Genomic DNA, 17683 nt, shown 5'->3' with positions numbered 1-17683 from the left:
ATGGCGGTAGAGCAGCAACAGCCTCAGACCAGCGACGGCGCCGCACCGGTGCGGCGCTACGCCCTGGGCGTGGAATACGACGGCAGCGAATACTCCGGCTGGCAGCGCCTGGTGCGTCCGGGCGAGCCGGACCTGCGCGGCGAAGCGACCGTGCAGACCACCCTGGAGCAGGCCCTGAGCTTCGTCGCCGGCGCGCCGATCGATGTGACCTGCGCCGGACGCACCGATTCGGGGGTCCATGCGGCCTGCCAGGTCGTGCATTTCGACAGCCCGGTCGAACGCGAGCCGCGCGGCTGGGTGCTGGGCACCACCTCGCGCCTGCCGCCGTCGGTGTGCGTGCGCTGGTGCGTGCCGGTCGCGCCCGGGTTCCATGCGCGTTTTTCCGCGCGCGCCCGTCGCTACCGCTACCGCATCCTCAACCGGCCGGTGCGGCCGGCGTTGCAACGCCAATACCTGACCTGGGAGCGGCGCCCGCTCGACGCCGACGCCATGCACCGCGCCGCCCAGGCCTTGCTGGGCGAACACGACTTCTCGGCGTTCCGCACCGTGCACTGCCAGGCCCCGCATGCGCGCCGTGACCTGCAGCACATCGCCCTGCGCCGCGACGGCGAGGTGGTGGAGATGGAGGTGCAGGCGAATGCCTTTCTTCACCATATGGTGCGCAACATTGTTGGAAGCTTGCTGCTGGTCGGCCGCGGCGAACAACCTGAAACCTGGATCGCCGAGTTGCTGGCCGGTCGCGACCGCACGGTCGCCGGCCCGACGGCGCCCTCGTCGGGCTTGGTGTTCGTCGGGCCGCGCTACCCCGTCGAGTGTCAGTTGCCTGCCGAGGTCACCCTTTGAGCCAGCCCCGTACCCTGTTCCGTACCCGCATCAAGTTCTGTGGTTTTACCCGTCCCGGCGACGTGCGCCTGGCCTGCGAGCTCGGCGCCGACGCGATCGGCTTCGTGTTCGCCGCCGGCAGCAAGCGCCGGGTCGCGCCCGAGGAAGCGCGCGCCATGCGCCAGGCGCTGGCGCCGCTGGTCGACGCGGTCGCCTTGTTCAGCGACAACCCGGTCGACGAGGTGCGCGAAGTCGTGCGCCAGGTCCGGCCGAGCCTGCTGCAATTCCACGGCAACGAGGACGACGCGTTCTGCCGCGGCTTCGGCGTGCCATACCTGAAAGCCATCCCGATGGGCGGCGAACTGGCCGACCAGCACCCCTCGGCGCTGCACATGCGCTACCCGGGCGCGGCCGGCTTCCTGTTCGACAGCCATGCCCACGGCGGCAGCGGCGGCAGCGGCAAGACCTTCGACTGGAAGCGCATCCCGGTCGGCGTGCAGAAACCCTTCGTGCTGGCCGGCGGGATCACCCCGGACAACGTATTCGAAGCGATCCTGGCGACCTTGCCCTGGGGCGTGGACGTGTCCAGCGGCATCGAGAGCGCGCCGGGCCTGAAGGACGGCGACAAGATGCGTCACTTCGTCGAACAAGTGCGCAAGGCCGATTGCCACGTCGATTGAGGTGCGCGGCGCAATGAATGCTTTCCCCCCCTTTGGAAAAGGGGGGCAGGGGGGATTCGCTTTTGCCCCCAGCGCGCCGTGTCCTGCGGGGCGCGCCATGTCGTGCGAATAAAAGCGAATCCCCCGCGCTCCGATTCTTCGCATCGAAACATACCGACGCCGGGCGCTCGCCCCCTTTTCCAAAGTGGGCGATGGAGTTCGCGGACGATCCCGATCGCCGGAATGCGTTCCCCCCTTTGGAAAAGGGGGGCTAGGGGGGATTCGCTTTTGCCCTCAAGCGCGCCGCTTCGTGCGGATAAAAGCAAATCCCCCGCGCTCCGATTGTTCGCACCGAAACATACCGACGCCGGGCGCGCGCCCCCTTTTCCAAAGTGGGCGATGGAGTTCGCGGACGATCCCGATCGCCCGAATGCATTCCCCCCTTTGGAAAAGGGGGGCTAGGGGGGATTCGCTTTTGCCCTCAAGCGCCCAGCGTCGTGCGAATAAAAGCAAATCCCCCGCACTCCGATTCTTTGCATCGAAACATACAAACGCCGGGCGCTCGCCCCCTTTTCCAAAGTGGGCGATGGAGTTCGCGGACCACCCTGATCGCCGGAATGCATTGCCGCTTTGGAAAGGGGCGATGGAGTTCGCGGGCTGCGGCGTCGGGCCAGCTGCGCCGTCCTTCTGGACACGTCCCCAGTCTGAAACAGGGGCGTCGGTAGGAATTCGCCCCTGCCCACCCGATCACAGCGCAACCGCGCAGCCCATTCCGACACGCCGCGATGCGTACGGTCGGCGTCGCGATGCCCTAAACTGGCGGTTCCGCCGCGCGCCGCGTGGCGTCTGCCGAACGAACGCCAGCCGATGTCCGCCGAACCGATCGCCCCGCCAATCGACTTCCATGCCTATCCCGACGCCAACGGCCACTTCGGCCGCTACGGCGGGCGTTTCGTCGCCGAGACCCTGATCGCGCCGATCGAGGAACTGGCCAAGGCCTACGACGCCGCGCGCGTCGACCCGGCCTTCATCAAGGAATTCGAAAACGACCTGGCTCATTACGTCGGCCGGCCGAGCCCGATCTACCACGCCCAGCGATTGAGCGACGAAGTCGGCGGCGCGCGGATCCTGCTCAAGCGCGAAGACCTCAACCACACCGGCGCGCACAAGATCAACAACACCATCGGTCAGGCCCTGCTGGCCAGCCGCATGGGCAAGACCCGGATCATCGCCGAGACCGGCGCCGGCCAGCACGGCGTCGCCAGCGCCACCGTGGCCGCGCGCCTGGGCCTGGAATGCGTGGTCTACATGGGCGCGACCGACATCGAGCGGCAGAAGATCAACGTCTACCGCATGAAGCTGCTCGGCGCGACCGTGGTGCCGGTGACCAGCGGTTCGCAGACGCTCAAGGATGCACTGAATGAGGCGATGCGCGACTGGGTCACCAACGTGCGCGACACCTTCTACATCATCGGCACCGTCGCCGGCCCCGATCCGTACCCGCGCATGGTCCGCGACTTCAACGCGGTGGTCGGGCGCGAGGCGAGGGCGCAGATGCTGGCCGAATACGGCCGCCTGCCCGATGCGATCACCGCCTGCGTCGGCGGCGGCAGCAACGCCATCGGTTTGTTCCATGCGTTCTTGAACGACCCCTCGGTGCGCATCGTCGGCGCCGAAGCGGCCGGCGACGGCATCGACACCGGCCGCCACGCCGCCTCGCTCGCCGCCGGACGCCCGGGTGTGCTGCACGGCAACCGCACCTATGTGCTGTGCGACGACGACGGCCAGATCATCGAAACCCATTCGGTCTCCGCGGGCCTGGATTACCCCGGCGTCGGCCCCGAGCATGCGTTCCTCAAAGACACCGGCCGCGCTGAGTACCTCGGCATCACCGACGAGGAAGCGCTGGACGCGTTCCGCACCCTGGCGCGCACCGAAGGCATCCTGGCCGCGCTCGAGTCCAGCCACGCGATCGCGCAGGCGATCAAGCTCGCGCGCACGATGCCGAAGGATCAGGTGGTGCTGTGCAACCTGTCCGGTCGCGGCGACAAGGACGTGCATACCATCGCCGGACGCGAAGGCTTGCACTTCTGATCGTCGGATTTTTCTTCTCCCGCTCGCGGGAGAAGATGCCCGCAGGGCAGATGAGGGCGACGCAGCTGCGATATACGCACGGCATTGTTGCTCCAATGTTCGAATTTTCGAACTCCACGCCCGCCGCCGGTCCCTCACCCCAACCCCTCTCCCGCACGCGGGAGAGGGGCTTAAAAGCAGAAGCTTTGACCTACGCATGAATCGAATCGACGCCAAGTTCCAACACCTGCACGCCGCCGGCCGCAAGGCCCTGATCCCGTTCGTCACCGCCGGCGATCCGTCGCTGGAGGCGACCGTGCCGGTCATGCACGCGCTGGTCGCCGCCGGCGCCGACGTGATCGAACTCGGGGTGCCGTTCTCCGATCCGATGGCCGACGGCCCGACCATCCAGCGCAGCTCCGAGCGCGCGATCGCGCGCGGCGCCGGATTGAGCTGGGTGCTCGAAGCGGTGCGTGAGTTCCGCGGCCGCGACGCCGATACGCCGGTGGTGCTGATGGGCTATCTGAATCCGATCGAGATCCGCGGTTCGACCCGCTTCGCCGCCGACGCGGTCGCGGCCGGCGTCGACGGCGTGCTGCTGGTCGACCTGCCGCCGGAAGAAGCCGCCGAACTGCGCGCGGCCTTCGCCGCCGCCGGACTGGCGCTGATCCTGCTGGCCTCGCCGACCACCACCGAAGAACGCATCGCCTTGCTGTGCGACGACGCGCAGGGCTATCTGTATTACGTCAGTTTCGCCGGCGTGACCGGCGCGGCAGACCTGCTCGACACCGGCGCCGCCAACGACCGCCTGCTCCGCATCCGCGCGCGCAGCAAGGTGCCGGTGGTGGCCGGTTTCGGGATCAAGGACGCTGCCAGCGCCGCGACCATGGCGCGCGAGGCCGATGGCGTGGTGGTCGGCAGCGCGCTGGTCGCGGTGCTGGCCGAAACCGCCGATGCCGCGGCGGCCGCGCAGGCGGCCGGCGCCTTCCTCGCGCCGCTGCGCCAGGCCCTGGACGGCGCCGCCGGCTGAACGCGGGCGCGGCGGGCGCCGCGGCCGGCTGCGTTAGACTCAACCCATCACGTGCCGGCGAGCATGGCTCGCGGCGCTCCGGTCCGCAGCATCGGGACCGCCTGAACACGTTTGAATAGGAAACCCCCAACGCATGTCGTGGCTAAAGAAACTCATGCCGTCCGGCATCCGCACCGAAACGGTCGCGGCCAAGCGGCGCAGCGTGCCCGAGGGTCTGTGGGAGAAGTGCGACCGCTGCGGCGCCGTGCTGTATCGCCCCGAGCTCGAGGAAAACCTCGAGGTCTGCCCGAAGTGCAGCTTCCACATGCCGATCCGCGGCCGGGTCCGCCTGAACGCGCTGTTCGATCCGGGCAGCACGGTCGAGATCGGCGCCGAACTGGGCCCGGTCGACGTGCTCAAGTTCAAGGACCAGAAGAAGTACTCCGAGCGGATCAAGGCCGCGCAGAAAGCCACCGGCGAGCGCGACGCGCTGATCGCGATGCGCGGCACGCTCAAGCAGCGGCCGCTGGTCGCCGCCTCGTTCGACTTCGCCTTCATGGGCGGCTCGATGGGCTCGGTGGTCGGCGAGCGCTTCACCCTCGGCGCCGAGACCGCGCTGCAGATCGGCAGCCCGTTCGTGTGCTTCTCCGCCAGCGGCGGCGCGCGCATGCAGGAAAGCCTGTTCTCGCTGATGCAGATGGCCAAGACCTCGGCCGCGCTCGGCCGCCTGCGCGCGGCGGGCCTGCCGTACATCTCGGTGATGACCCATCCGACCACCGGCGGCGTGTCGGCCTCGTTCGCGATGCTCGGCGACATCAACATGGCCGAGCCCGAAGCGCTGATCGGCTTCGCCGGCCCGCGCGTGATCGAGCAGACCGTGCGCGAGAAACTGCCCGAAGGCTTCCAGCGCAGCGAATTCCTGGTCGATCACGGCGCGGTCGACCAGATCTGCGACCGGCGCGAACTGCGCGATCGTCTCGCCCATCTGCTGGCGATGATGATGAAGCAGCCGCAGCCCGAGGACGACGTCGAGGCGGCCTGAGCGGCCGCTTCGACGGGAATCGGGAGTGGGGAATCGGGAATCGGAAAAACCAAAACCAAAGCCAAAGCCGCGGCGCGCGCTTTGGCTTTTTCGATTCTCCATTCCCGATTCTCCATTCCCGCTTTACGGAACTGTGAACCCGGAAGCGCTACGCGGCGTCGTTCAGCTGCGCGGCACCGTAGCGCATGCGGCATGCGGCAAACTCGGGCTGCGGCGATCCCCCGACGGCACCGCGCCGTACCACGCCGCGTGGCTTTGATTTCCCATTCCCCATTCCCGAACCGAACACATGACTCGTAAATATTTTGGTACCGACGGCATCCGCGGACGCGTGGGCGAAGGCGCGATTTCCGCCGATTTCGTCCTGCGCCTTGGCAACGCATACGGCCACGCGCTGATCCGGCGCGGCTGGCGCAACCCGATGGTCATCATCGGCAAGGACACGCGCATCTCGAACTACATGTTCGAGGCCGCGCTCGAAGCCGGCCTGGTCGCCGCCGGCGTGGACGTGCAGCTGATGGGGCCGATGCCGACCCCGGCGGTCGCGCACCTGACCCGGTCATTGCGCGCCGATGGCGGCATCGTGATCTCGGCCTCGCACAATCCGCATTACGACAACGGCATCAAGTTCTTCTCGGCCGAGGGCGAAAAGCTCGACGACGAAACCGAGCTGGCGATCGAGGCCGCGCTGGAAGAACCGTTCCGCACCGTCGAGTCCGAACGCCTCGGCAAGGCCGTGCGCACCCGCGACGCGATCGGCCGTTATCTGGAAGCGTGCAAGAACTCGGTGCCGCGCGGTTTCGACCTCAGCGGCATGCGCATCGCGATGGATTGCGCCAACGGCGCGACCTACCAGACCGGCCCGCTGGTGTTGCGCGAACTCGGCGCACGGGTCGATGCGATCGGCATCGATCCCAACGGCTTGAACATCAACGACGGCGTGGGCTCGACCCATCCGCAGACCCTGGTCGAACGCGTGCAGGCCACCGGCGCGGACCTGGGCATCGCCTTCGACGGCGACGGCGACCGGGTGCTGTTCGTCGACGGCGAAGGCCGCATCTGCGACGGCGACGATCTGCTGTACGTGCTGGCGACCGACTGGCAGCGCAGCGGACGCCTGCAGGGCCCGGTGGTCGGCACCTTGATGACCAATTACGGCCTGGAGCGCGCGTTCGAACAACGCGGCATCGGTTTCCTGCGCGCCAAGGTCGGCGACCGCTACGTGCACCAGCAACTGATCGCGCACGGCGGCACCCTCGGCGGCGAAGCTTCCGGTCATCTGCTGTGTCTGGACCGCACCAGCACCGGCGACGGCATCGTCAGCGCGCTGCAGGTGCTGGAAGTGCTGGGCCGCACCGGCCTGACCCTGCGCCAGGCGCTGGACGGATTGAGCCGGGTACCGCAGAAGACCGTCAACGTGCGTTTCGAAGGCACGTCCAAGCCCACCGAAGCGGCTTCGGTCAAAGACGCGCTGAAGCAAGCCGAAGCGGCCGTCGCCGGCCATGGCCGCGCCTTCCTGCGTCCCTCCGGCACCGAGCCGGTGGTGCGCGTCACCGTCGAAGCCGACGATGCGACGCTGATGCAGAACACGCTCGACAGTCTTGCGGCGGCGGTGCGCGCGGCGGTTTGAGTTGCGCGGTGGCGGGTTTAGGCAGAACAGCGGCGTTCCCCTAAAGCACCTGGATGCATCGCTCCTTTCATAACGGAGCGATGTATCTGGCAACCCATCCAGATCACCGGAATGCACTCCCCCCCTTTGAAAAAGGGGGCAGGGGGATTTGCTTTTCCTCCAAGCACACTGCGTCATGCGGAAAAGCGAATCCCCCGCGCTCCAATTGTTCGCATCGAAACGAACCGGCGCCGGGCGCGCGCCCCCTTTTCCAAAGTGGGCGATGGGGTTCGCGTATCGCCGCCATCACTCGGGTACGCAACAGGCGCGATTCAAACCCTCAAGCCCTCAAACACCCAACCTCACCGCTGCTGAAACCGCGTCAACATCTCCCACGACTGACTCACCGCCGCCGGGTCGACTTTCGCGTCCGGCAGCGGCCGGTAGTTGCGATCCACCACCGTCGCCGCGCCGTAGTTGTCGAACAGGTAGATCCGGTCGCCCTGGCGGATGCCGCGCTGCGACCAGCTTTCGACCAGCAGCGGACGCGCCGTCTGGGCCGGGCCGAACAGGTCGCGGCCGGTGCTGTAGTCGTTGGGATCGTTGCGGCAACCCAAGGCATGCTGCATCACGGTCGGCACGAAATCCTGGTGCGAGGTGGTGTGGATGAATTTGCGCGGCGGCTTGCCCGGCCAGTGCAGCACGAACGGCGTGCGCAGCTGGTAGTCGGAAAAATTGCCGTTGTGGCCCCAGTAGTTCTGCTTGAGGTCGTTGAACTCCTCGCCGTGATCGCCGGTGATCAGCACCACGGTGTTGTCGGCGAAGGGACTGGCCCGCAGGCTGGCCAGGAAATCGCCGATCAGCGAATCGCTGTAATGCACCGCGGTGCGGTAGCGGTTGAAGTCCGGGATCGGGTCGTGGTCCGGGCCGAATTCCAGCGGATTGATCGAATCGGCCATCGGCTTGAACAGCGGCGGGTAGCCCTTGGGCATGTAGTAGGGCTGGTGCGGCGAGTCCAGGAACACGAAGCCGAAGAAGCGCTGGTCGGGCCGGGTCGCGGCGAGGTCGCCGCGCAGGCGGTCGATGATCGCGCGGTCGCGCTCGGCGCTGTGGCGTTCGCGCGGGCCGTTGACGACGTGATTGCGCACCTCCGAGAACACGGTGCGGTCGAACTCGGGGTTGTACAGCGGCGCGCTGCCGTAGATGTGCATCGCGTAGCCGTCTTTCTTCATCTGGCCGATGAAGGCCGAGCCGCGCTGTTCGGCCAGCATCGGGTGCCAGTAACCGCCGGGCAGGCCGTACAGCAGGCCGAACAGGCCGAAGCGGGTCGCGTTGCCGGTGCTGTAGTGGTCGTCGAACCACTGCGATTGCTGGGCGTAACGCCAGGTGTTGGGCATGACGGTCGGATCGAGCGCGTCGTGGCGCAGCGATTCGAGCAGGATCACCACCACGTTGAGCTTGGGCGCGGCCTCGCAGTCCAGCGGCTTGCGCGGATACGCCAGCAGGCCCGAGCCGAGCACGGGCAGGGCGGAGTTGGGGTTGTTCTTGACCCCGAAGCGGTGCAGCGAATCCTTCAGCGTGATCGGCTGCGCCCACGGGATGTACGGCAGTTGCGACAACACCGCGCGATCGCCGCGCGCATCGTAGTAGGCGATCATGGCCTGGCCGAACAGCATCACCGCGAGCGCGACCCACCAGGCCCGCAGGATCTTGACCGCGCCCGGGCGCCGCTCGATCCAGCGCCAGCACAGCCAGGCCGCGGCGATTTCCAGGGCCAGCACGGTGGCGATCGCCAGCGCGATCAGGCCCCAGACCGTGCCGGAAAACACCACCTGGTCCTGCATCGCGCCGCCGAACACCATGTTGGCGACCATCGCGTTGAGGTGGAAGCGGTACAGCGCGAACACCTTGGCGTCGGCGACCAACAGACATAGCCAAGCCGTCTGCAACACGACCGCGGCGACCGTCATCCAGCTCGCGCGCCGGCTCAGGCGGCCCAGCAGCGACGGGATCAGGCCGAGCAGGGCCCCGAAGAACACGAAGTGGCCGGGCAGGGCCAGGGTCAGGAAGAACGCCGCCTTCCAGTGCGCGGCCAGGTGGGCGAAGGGAATGTTCGAGGCGGCGATCGCGATCGCGACCGCCGCATTGCCCAGGGTGAAGCCGGTCAACCAGGCCAGGGCACGGCGTGCCGGGGTGGCGGGGCGAGCGGCGGGGTCTTGCATGCGGTACGGGCCTCGGCGGGCAGTGCTGCAACCGGCGGACATCGCCGGGTCGGGGGCGCGACTTTAGCCTGTCGCACAGCGCTAAAACACCACCTTTGGACGGGCCGGTCGATCTGTTCACGGCTTGTGTGCCAAGTGGTTCAGGCTGGGGCGGTTTCGTTCATCCCCAGGGCCACCGCGCCGGCGGCTTTCGATGTGCCACCGGCGGGCTTGCGCGCCGATGGCGGCTTTGAGCGAAGATAGCGGCCTATTCGGACGAGACACCAACAGGACATCCCACGTGAGTCAGATTCCCACCCTGGACATTCGCCGCTTCGACACCGACCGCGAGGCGTTCGTCGCCGAACTCGGCGCGGCCTACCGCGAATGGGGCTTCGCCGGCATCAACGGCCACGGCATCCCGGCCGAGCAGATCGATCAGTCCTACGACGTGTTCAAGCGCTTCTTCGCCCTGCCCGAGGAGGTCAAGCGCAAGTACCACGTGCCCGGCGGCGGCGGCGCGCGCGGCTACACCCCGTTCGGGGTCGAGACCGCCAAGGGCGCCAAGCACTTCGACCTCAAGGAGTTCTGGCACGTCGGCCGCGAGATCCCGCGCGACTCCAAGTACGCCGCCGAGATGCCGGCCAACCTGTGGCCCGACGAGATCCCCGAGTTCCGCGAGCAGGCCTACGGCCTGTACACCACCCTGGACCAGTTGGGTTCGCGCGTGCTCAGCGCGCTGGCCCTGCACATCGGCCTGCCGCAGACCTATTTCGCCGACAAGACCGATTTCGGCAATTCGATCCTGCGCCCGATCCACTACCCGCCGATCACCGCCGACGACATCCCCAACGAGCGCGCCGGCGCGCACGAGGACATCAACCTGATCACCCTGCTGGTCGGCGCCAGCGCCGCCGGCCTGGAAGTGAAATCGCGCAAGGGCGAGTGGGTGCCGTTCACCGCCGACGCCGACACCATCGTGGTCAACATCGGCGACATGCTGCAGCGCCTGACCAACCACGTGTACCCGTCGACCACCCACCGCGTGGTCAACCCGCCCGGCGAGAAGGCGCGCCAGCCGCGCTATTCGACCCCGTTCTTCCTGCACCCGAATCCGGATTTCCTGATCGACGTGCTGCCCTCGACGATCAGCGCCGACAACCCCAGCCGCTATCCCGAGCCGATCACCGCTCAGGGTTATCTGGAAGAACGCCTGCGCGAGATCAAGCTGAAGTAAGCGTCCGCAGCGCTTGCGTTCGTCGCGAAGCCGGCCTTGCGCCGGCTTCGTCTTGTCGGGCCTCGTGCGAAACCGCACGCGCCCGGCTCAGACCATCCAGAAGAACACCGCGGCCATGCGCATGGTGTCCAGGGTCCGGCCCCAGTAGCCGCTGGCGCTGTGGATCAGGTTGGCGCGGTACAGCAGCAGGCGGTTGTAGCGGTGCGGGACCACCACGTCCTCGACGAAGGCGTCGGGCGCGACGAACCGGGTGCCCAGGGCTTCGACCAGATTGGCGTGCGGCGGCGACACGGTATTGCCGCCGCGCTGGCCGTTGCCCAGACGCTGGCGATAGAAACCGGTGCCGCAGTGATCCGGCACCGAAGGGTTCAGGTACAGCACCGCGGCGTAGCGGCACATCGTGCGTGAGTCGGTATGCGGGCGCGGTTCGCATTCGTCGATGCCGACCACCTGCACGCAGTTGTGATTGAGGGTCTGCCCGTCCGGCGCGGCGCCGACCCACAGGCGGGTGGCGCCGAGCGCCTCGCGCACCCGGGTCTCGACGATCGCCAGTTCCTCCTCGCTCAGGCCGGGCATGGCGCGCTGCCCGGGCCAGCTTTCGGGTTTGTACGGGTAGCCCTGGCTCCAGTCGGTCTTGGCCAGGAAACGGGCGCGCACGCCGTCGGGGTCGGGCAGGACATCGTCGACGACCCAGTAGTCGCGGCCCGGTGTCGGCTTGCGATACGGCAGGATCGGCAGCAGCGGGCGGGGCGGGATCGGTTTCATGGTGCCCACTCTAACCACGCCGCCTGCCGCCGCTCGCCACGGCGGCATTCTATTTGCACCGATATTGCGACGTAGCGCCGCATCCTTTGTACGTAACCTCGGCCTCGGGCGTGTCCGGTGTGCGGATCGTCGCTGACCAGGTGCGCTTGCCGATGGTCGGGCACGGACCGCGAGGCACCGGACTTCACCGCCGCGGACATGACGAAGCCGGCGCATGGCCGGCTTCGTCGAGGTATCGCGGGCGTCCTTGCCCCAGCCCGCGGCCTCGATAGTGGGCCGCGCGGCGAGCCCGTCTCCGGAGCCCGATGAGTCGGCCGATCCCTCGGCCGCAAGCGCGATCACCGCGATGGCGGTGGGCACGCTCCCTCGCGCCCGCCGCCACGAGGCGGTCACGCCGCGATCAGCAACCGATCGCGGTGCACAGCGCGACGATGTTGTCGTCGTTGAAGCGCGCGCCCACCCAGGCGGTGCCGAAGGCGCCGATGTGCGGGCCGCTGACCACGCTGTTGACCTGATTGCCGGCGCTGGAGTTGGGCGTGTAGTTGATCAGCCACGCGCCGCCGCTGGCGCCGTAGGTCATGTCGCAGCCCTGAACCACCACGTTGGTGCCTTCCGACACCGAGTCGTAGGTCTGGCCGGCGCAGATGTTGGTGTACTGCGTGCTCAGATTGCTGGCGTAGCCGTGCGAGTAGGTGAACAGCGAATACGGCTGGTTCCAGGCGCGGCCGAGCCAACCGACATAGCTGGTCACCGGAATCCCGCTGACCTGTTCACCGGTGAGCTTGATCACCGCCACGTCCCAGCGGCGGGTGCCCTGGTTGATCCAGTTGGTCGGCACGCGCGCGGTGCTCCAGCCGAACTTGCCGTACGGCGCCTCGCCGTAACGCTCGGCCGGCACGAACAGGAAGTTCGAGTTCCAGCCCGAGCCGAAGGTGTAGACGCAATGCGCCGCGGTGGTCAGCACCGCGGTGCCGCTGGAGACCTGCGCGGTGCAGTACGAACCGCTGCCGTCGGGCTTGGTGAAGTACAGCTTGCCGATCTTGTTCCACGGCGCCGCCTTCCACTGGGTGGTGTAGTAGTTGCCCAGAGTGCGGGTGTAGCCGTAGTGCGCGCCGTCCTTCTCCTGCGAGATCGAGACGTCCGGGGCGGCGCCCTGGCGCGCGTCCAGCGCGTCGAGCTTGTCCCAGGTGGCACGGAAATGGGTGCGGGCGAGGTAGTTGCCGAACGCCGGCGCGTCGCCGCCCGGCGCGCTGCCGGCGGTGCGGACCAGCTTGTCGGTCAGTTCGGCCGAAGCGGCGGGGCCGGCCTTGCTGTCGCGGTCGACCCAGATCACCGGCTTGGCCGCGGCGCGCTGGCGCGCGGTCGCGAACGGGTGGGCCTGGGCGTTCTTGGCGTTGAGCTGCTGCGACTTGGGGGCGTCGATCGAAGCGACGTCGCCGTAGGCGGTGCGGATCACTTTTTCGCCGGCCATCGCGAGGGCGGCGGAGGAGAGCAGCGCGATGCCGCTGAGCAAGGCGAGCTTGCGCGAAAGACGGCACGGGGGATTGATGCGATGCGACTTCATGATGGTGGAGCTCCTTGTGGTATCGCTTCCATTGGCGATTGACGGGTCGACGACTGTGGCGTCCGGCGCGCTCGACCCGAGCGGCGCGCCGGCGTTGAAACTCCGATCCACGAGCGATCGCCAGGTGGCGGGCAACAGCCCGGCCTCCCACGCCGCCTCAAGCGCGGCGCAAGCGATCGTTCGGTGATGGGCGGCCCCCTTGCGGGCGGCTAACCCCAGGAAACGGCGGTGCGCGCGGTCGCAGGACAGCGCGGCAGCGAAGAAAAGCGGCGAGCGCGGCCGCGCCGGGCCGCCGCCGGGCACCGGTTCATCGGCCGCAAAGCCTTGGCCGGCAAGGGTTTGAGTGCGGCGCTCCGGACCGCGACGCGGGGTCGCGGTGTTTCATCGATGCAACGCGATTTCGGGGTGCCGATGCGAGATTGGGCCGATGTGGGCGACGGCTCGCGCGGGACTTCAGCCCTGGTGCTTTGCGCTGAGCCGTCACGCAGCTCGGGTCCGGCAAGCCGTCATCGGCAACCCAAATCGCGGGATGGTTGCGGGCGATCTGCGCCCTCAGGCCTCGCGCACCGCCACCCCGGCCGCGCGCAAGGCCTCGCGCCAGGCCGACAGCTTGGCCTCGTAACGCTGCGAGGCATTGGCCGGGCTGGTCGAGGGCAGGCGCAGCAAGGTCAAGTCCGGGCGCGCCAGCGGCTTGAGCACGAACCGGCGGAAGCTGGCCTCGGCCTTGGCGCCGTTGAACAGCACCGTGGCGACCCGCGGGTGGCCGGCGAAGAAACCGGCGAAGTCGTTGGCCACCGCGGTGTCGTCGCGGATCGCCGAATCCAGGCTGCCTTCGCGCTCGCATTGGGCGAGCACGTCCCACAGCGCGATCCCTGCCGCGCGCAGGGCCTGGATCCGCCGCGGGTACTCCAGTTCCGGCCCGGCGCCGATCAGCGCGCCCATGATCGGCCAGAACCGGTTCTGCGGATGCGCGTAATAACGAGCGGCGGCGAGCGAAGCCGCGCCGGGCATGCTGCCCAGGATCAGCACCCGCGCCCGTGGCGACTGGATCGGGGCGAAGCTGTGCAGCACGGCTGAGTTGGAGGTCGTGGCCATGCCGATGCAATGGGGGCGGAACCGCGTCCGGCAAAGGCGGAGTGGGGCGAACGGCTCCGTTCGTGACGCCGATCGCGCGGCGCGCAAGGTGCCCGCGCCGCAATTCGCTCGCGTCGCCGCGCGGCGACCGGGTTAGCCCAAACGCCGCCCAGCCGCTAGACTGCGCCGTCTTCGCACCAAGGGAGTGGCCATGCGCCGCAGGATCGTCGCCGGAAACTGGAAGCTGCATGGCAGCCGCGAATTCGCATTCGCCCTGCTCGATGAAGTCGCGGCGCAAACGCCGCCGGCCGGGGTCGAGCGGGTGATCCTGCCGCCGCTGCCGTATCTGGGCGAGCTGGTCGAGCACTACGGCGAGCGCGGCCTGAACTTCGGCGCGCAGGACGTGAGCTGCAACGTCAAGGGCGCCTACACCGGCGAAGTCTCCGCGGCGATGCTTAAGGAAGTCGGCGCGGTCTATGGCCTGGTCGGCCATTCCGAGCGCCGCCAGTACCACGGCGAAAGCAGCGAACTGGTCGCGCGCAAGTTCGCCGCGGCCAAGGCCGCGGGGCTGGTGCCGATCCTGTGCGTGGGCGAGACCTTGAGCGAACGCGAGGACGGCAAGGCGCAATGGCGCCTGCAGGAACAGCTCGCGCCGATCTTCGAACTGGTCGGCGTGCTCGGTCTGGACGGCGCGATCCTCGCCTACGAACCGGTCTGGGCGATCGGCACCGGCAAAACCGCCAGCCCCGAGCAGGCCCAGGAAATGCACGCATTCATCCGTAGCGAAATCGCGGCGCACGATGCTAGAATTGCTGGCTCGCTACCGATCCTTTATGGCGGTAGCGTGAAAGCCGACAATGCCGCCGCGCTGTTTTCCCAGCCCGACGTCGATGGCGGCCTGGTCGGCGGCGCCTCCTTGGTCGCAGCGGACTTCAACGCCATCGCGGCAGCGGCGGCACCCTGATCGCGACGTTCCGGCGAACCTGTCCGGGCCGACGCGGTCGTAACGAGTTCCACCCAGCGAAGAATCCCTAACGATGCTGTTGTTCCTCAACGTCATCTATGTGTTGATCGCGATCGCCATGATCGCGCTGATCCTGATGCAACGCGGCGCGGGAGCGCAGGCGGGCTCGGGTTTCGGCGGCGGTGCCTCGGCGACCGTGTTCGGCGCCCGTGGCTCGTCCAACTTCCTGTCCAAGGCCACCAAGTGGCTGGCGATCGCGTTCTTCGTGATCAGCCTGTTCATGGCCTGGCAGGCGAGTCGCGTCACCACCGCCGCGCCGAAGGCGCTCGATCAGAGCCTGATGAATCAGCAGATCCCGGCGACCCAGCCCGCGCCGGCGACCGGTACGCCGGCCGCGCCCGCGACTGGCGTCCCGGCCGCTCCGACGGGTACGGCTCCGGCCGGCACCGCTCCGGCCGGCACCGCTCCGGCCGGCGCGACCCCGCAGGCTCCGACGGGTCAGGCTGCTCCGGCGCCCACGGGCACGGTTCCGGCCGCGCCGTCGGCGACGCCCGCGCAGGCGCCGGCTCAGCAGGCAGTCCCGGCAAAGCAGCCGGCTACTGGCGGCTGAGATAAACAGGTTAAAATAGAGTTCCAGTATCCTGCTTCGGATGGCAGGATCGGTCAGCGATGACCAGGCGGCTTCGCAAAGCGCTTACGAAGTCCAGGCCAGGATGGCCGCAGGTTGGTAGCAGTGCCCAGATGGCGGAATTGGTAGACGCACTACCTTGAGGTGGTAGCGACTTAGGTCGTGGGGGTTCGAGTCCCCCTTTGGGCACCACATCCAACTGTCAGCTTTATCGAGTTATTCGCAACTCGCACCACGGTACGCAGGTGCGGCACGCACGGCGGGCCGCGCCGCGTGTCCACACGACTGGGCGCTGTGGCGCCAAGCCAAGGTCGCGGAAACGCGCCCATGTAGCCGAACAAGTAGCCGAGAGAACACCGCGTGCTGGCCGAATACCTGCCGACTCTGCTGTTCCTGATCGTCGCCGGTGGTATCGGCGTCGCCCTGTTGGTGGTAGGCAATGTGCTCGGGCCCAAGCGCCCGACCGCGGAGAAATTGTCTCCCTACGAATGCGGCTTCGAAGCCTTCGAAGACGCGCGCATGCAATTCGACGTGCGCTACTACCTGATCGCCATCCAGTTCATCATCTTCGATCTGGAAATCATCTTCATCGTGCCCTGGGCCACCGTGTTCCGCGATCTCGGTCCGGTCGGGCTCATCGAGATGGGCATTTTCGCCAGCATGCTCCTGCTCGGCTTCGTTTACGTCTGGAAGAAGGGAGCGCTCGAATGGGAGTGATCCAAACCGTCAGCGACACCGTGTCGGGCCTGATGCATAACCCGATTCCGGAAGGACGCCTCGACGACATCCTGCGACCGGAAGGCGAAAACCCGCTGCTGCAGCAGGGTTTCGTCACCACCAACCTGGACACGCTGTGGAACTGGGCGCGTACCGGGTCGATGTGGCCGATGACCTTCGGCCTGGCCTGCTGCGCGGTCGAGATGATGCACGCCGGCGCCTCGCGCCTGGACCTGGACCGTTACGGCGTGGTGTTCCGCCCGTCGCCGCGCCAGTCCGACGTGATGATCGTGGCCGGCACCCTGGTCAACAAGATGGCCCCGGCGTTGCGCAAGGTCTACGACCAGATGCCCGACCCGAAGTGGGTGATCTCGATGGGCAGCTGCGCCAACGGCGGCGGCTACTATCACTACTCCTACGCCGTGGTGCGCGGCTGCGACCGCGTGGTCCCGGTCGACGTCTACGTGCCGGGCTGCCCGCCGACCGCCGAAGCGCTGGTCTACGGCATCCTGCAGCTGCAGCGCAAGATCCGTCGCGGCACCAACTTCGGCGACAACAAGCAGGGCGTGCGCGAATGAGCGGCGTTGCTCCGAGCAGCGCGCAGCTCGCCCAGCGCTTGAACGAACGCTTCGCCGGCGCTTCGGTCATCGTGGCGCAGCCGCGCGGCGAGATCACCCTGGAAGTCGCGCCCACCGAATGGCTCGCCGCGGCGCTCGCGCTGCGCGACGAGTTCGGTTTCGAACAGTGCGTCGACGTCAGCGGCGTGGACTACCTGAGCTACGGCAGCGACGAATGGGACACCGACGTGTCCTCGGAAGGCTTCTCGCGTGGCGTGGAAGGCAAGAGCGCCGGCCGTTTCCGTTGGGGCGAGTCGCCCAACGGCGCCGCCGATTCGCTGCCGGCGCGTCGTTTCGCCGCGGTCGCGCATCTGCTGTCGTGCCAGCACAACCAGCGCGTGCGACTGAAGACCTTCGCCGCCGACGACGATCTGCCGGTGGTCGGTTCGCTGTGCCACATCTGGCCCGGCGTGAATTGGTTCGAGCGCGAAGCGTTCGACCTGTACGGCATCGTGTTCGAAGGCCATCCGGACCTGCGTCGGATCCTCACCGATTACGGCTTCGTCGGCCATCCGTTCCGCAAGGATTTCCCGCTGATCGGCAACGTCGAAGTGCGTTACGACGCCGAAAAGCGCCGCGTGGTGTATGAGCCCGTGTCGATCGATCCCCGCGTCGGCGTGCCGCGCGTGATCCGCGACGACGCGCGCTACCAGACCGCCCAGGGCGAAACCGCCCAGCGTGGCGAGGTGAAGTGATGAGCAA

Annotated in this window: 16 protein-coding genes and 1 tRNA gene; 13 read left to right on the top strand and 4 right to left on the bottom strand. The window is 67.9% G+C overall.

Annotation, left to right across the window (positions count from 1 at the left end; translation table 11 throughout):
* From truA to glmM, 6 genes are all read left to right on the top strand, one after another.
* Positions 1-843 carry a tRNA pseudouridine(38-40) synthase TruA gene (truA, locus tag IEQ11_RS13875; protein ID WP_046656802.1) on the top strand — a complete coding sequence of 281 codons (843 nt, stop codon included), beginning with the start codon at positions 1-3 and terminating at the stop codon, positions 841-843.
* On the top strand, positions 840-1502 hold the full coding sequence (locus IEQ11_RS13870; RefSeq protein ID WP_046656801.1) for a phosphoribosylanthranilate isomerase: 663 nt from the start codon (positions 840-842) through the stop codon (positions 1500-1502). The genes truA and IEQ11_RS13870 overlap by 4 nt, the downstream gene beginning before the upstream one ends.
* A gap of 846 nt (positions 1503-2348) precedes the next feature.
* Positions 2349-3575 carry a tryptophan synthase subunit beta gene (gene trpB / locus IEQ11_RS13865; RefSeq protein WP_036115852.1) on the top strand — a complete coding sequence of 409 codons (1227 nt, stop codon included), beginning with the start codon at positions 2349-2351 and terminating at the stop codon, positions 3573-3575.
* Between the two features lie 196 nt (positions 3576-3771).
* On the top strand, positions 3772-4584 hold the full coding sequence (gene trpA / locus IEQ11_RS13860) for a tryptophan synthase subunit alpha (RefSeq protein WP_191821845.1): 813 nt from the start codon (positions 3772-3774) through the stop codon (positions 4582-4584).
* 133 nt (positions 4585-4717) lie between these two features.
* Positions 4718-5605 (top strand): acetyl-CoA carboxylase, carboxyltransferase subunit beta, encoded by an 888-nt coding sequence (gene accD, locus IEQ11_RS13855; RefSeq protein WP_036115846.1) that lies wholly within the window; start codon positions 4718-4720, stop codon positions 5603-5605.
* Positions 5606-5894: 289 nt separating this feature from the next.
* Complete coding sequence (gene glmM / locus IEQ11_RS13850) at positions 5895-7235, top strand: phosphoglucosamine mutase (RefSeq protein ID WP_191821846.1); 1341 nt, start codon at positions 5895-5897, stop codon at positions 7233-7235.
* A 341-nt stretch (positions 7236-7576) separates the two neighbouring features.
* Here the strand turns inward: glmM and IEQ11_RS13845 are convergent, their stop codons facing one another.
* Positions 7577-9436: a DUF3413 domain-containing protein gene (locus tag IEQ11_RS13845; RefSeq protein ID WP_191821847.1), complete on the bottom strand. Its 1860-nt coding sequence runs from the start codon at positions 9434-9436 to the stop codon at positions 7577-7579.
* A 280-nt stretch (positions 9437-9716) separates the two neighbouring features.
* Between IEQ11_RS13845 and IEQ11_RS13840 the strand changes: the two genes are divergently transcribed.
* Positions 9717-10652 carry an isopenicillin N synthase family dioxygenase gene (locus tag IEQ11_RS13840; RefSeq protein WP_036108566.1) on the top strand — a complete coding sequence of 312 codons (936 nt, stop codon included), beginning with the start codon at positions 9717-9719 and terminating at the stop codon, positions 10650-10652.
* Between the two features lie 87 nt (positions 10653-10739).
* Here IEQ11_RS13840 and IEQ11_RS13835 read toward each other — a convergent pair whose 3' ends face one another.
* From IEQ11_RS13835 to IEQ11_RS13825, 3 genes are all read right to left on the bottom strand, one after another.
* Positions 10740-11417 (bottom strand): DUF6445 family protein, encoded by a 678-nt coding sequence (locus IEQ11_RS13835; RefSeq protein ID WP_096418407.1) that lies wholly within the window; start codon positions 11415-11417, stop codon positions 10740-10742.
* A gap of 400 nt (positions 11418-11817) precedes the next feature.
* A complete protein-coding gene (locus tag IEQ11_RS13830; protein WP_051547462.1) occupies positions 11818-12981 on the bottom strand; it encodes a trypsin-like serine peptidase in 1164 nt (387 codons plus the stop codon).
* 552 nt (positions 12982-13533) lie between these two features.
* Positions 13534-14076: a DNA-deoxyinosine glycosylase gene (locus tag IEQ11_RS13825; RefSeq protein ID WP_191821848.1), complete on the bottom strand. Its 543-nt coding sequence runs from the start codon at positions 14074-14076 to the stop codon at positions 13534-13536.
* Positions 14077-14266: 190 nt separating this feature from the next.
* Here IEQ11_RS13825 and tpiA point away from each other — a divergent pair, with 190 nt between their 5' ends.
* The 6 genes from tpiA (at position 14267) to IEQ11_RS13795 (ending at position 17676) form a co-directional block, all read left to right on the top strand.
* Positions 14267-15019, top strand: coding sequence for a triose-phosphate isomerase (tpiA, locus tag IEQ11_RS13820; RefSeq protein WP_036108560.1), 753 nt, complete (start codon positions 14267-14269; stop codon positions 15017-15019).
* A 73-nt stretch (positions 15020-15092) separates the two neighbouring features.
* Positions 15093-15629: a preprotein translocase subunit SecG gene (gene secG / locus IEQ11_RS13815; protein ID WP_191821849.1), complete on the top strand. Its 537-nt coding sequence runs from the start codon at positions 15093-15095 to the stop codon at positions 15627-15629.
* A 125-nt stretch (positions 15630-15754) separates the two neighbouring features.
* Positions 15755-15839 (top strand) — tRNA-Leu (locus IEQ11_RS13810).
* A 168-nt stretch (positions 15840-16007) separates the two neighbouring features.
* A complete protein-coding gene (locus IEQ11_RS13805) occupies positions 16008-16364 on the top strand; it encodes an NADH-quinone oxidoreductase subunit A (RefSeq protein WP_036108557.1) in 357 nt (118 codons plus the stop codon).
* Positions 16355-16942 (top strand): NuoB/complex I 20 kDa subunit family protein, encoded by a 588-nt coding sequence (locus IEQ11_RS13800; RefSeq protein WP_036108556.1) that lies wholly within the window; start codon positions 16355-16357, stop codon positions 16940-16942. The genes IEQ11_RS13805 and IEQ11_RS13800 overlap by 10 nt, the downstream gene beginning before the upstream one ends.
* On the top strand, positions 16939-17676 hold the full coding sequence (locus IEQ11_RS13795) for an NADH-quinone oxidoreductase subunit C (protein WP_036108555.1): 738 nt from the start codon (positions 16939-16941) through the stop codon (positions 17674-17676). Before IEQ11_RS13800 ends, IEQ11_RS13795 begins: the two co-directional genes overlap by 4 nt.
* The last annotated feature ends 7 nt before the right edge of the window (positions 17677-17683 follow it).

The organism is Lysobacter capsici (assembly GCF_014779555.2).
GTDB classification, from domain to species: domain Bacteria; phylum Pseudomonadota; class Gammaproteobacteria; order Xanthomonadales; family Xanthomonadaceae; genus Lysobacter; species Lysobacter capsici.
This window is presented reverse-complemented; position numbering and strand designations above follow the sequence as displayed.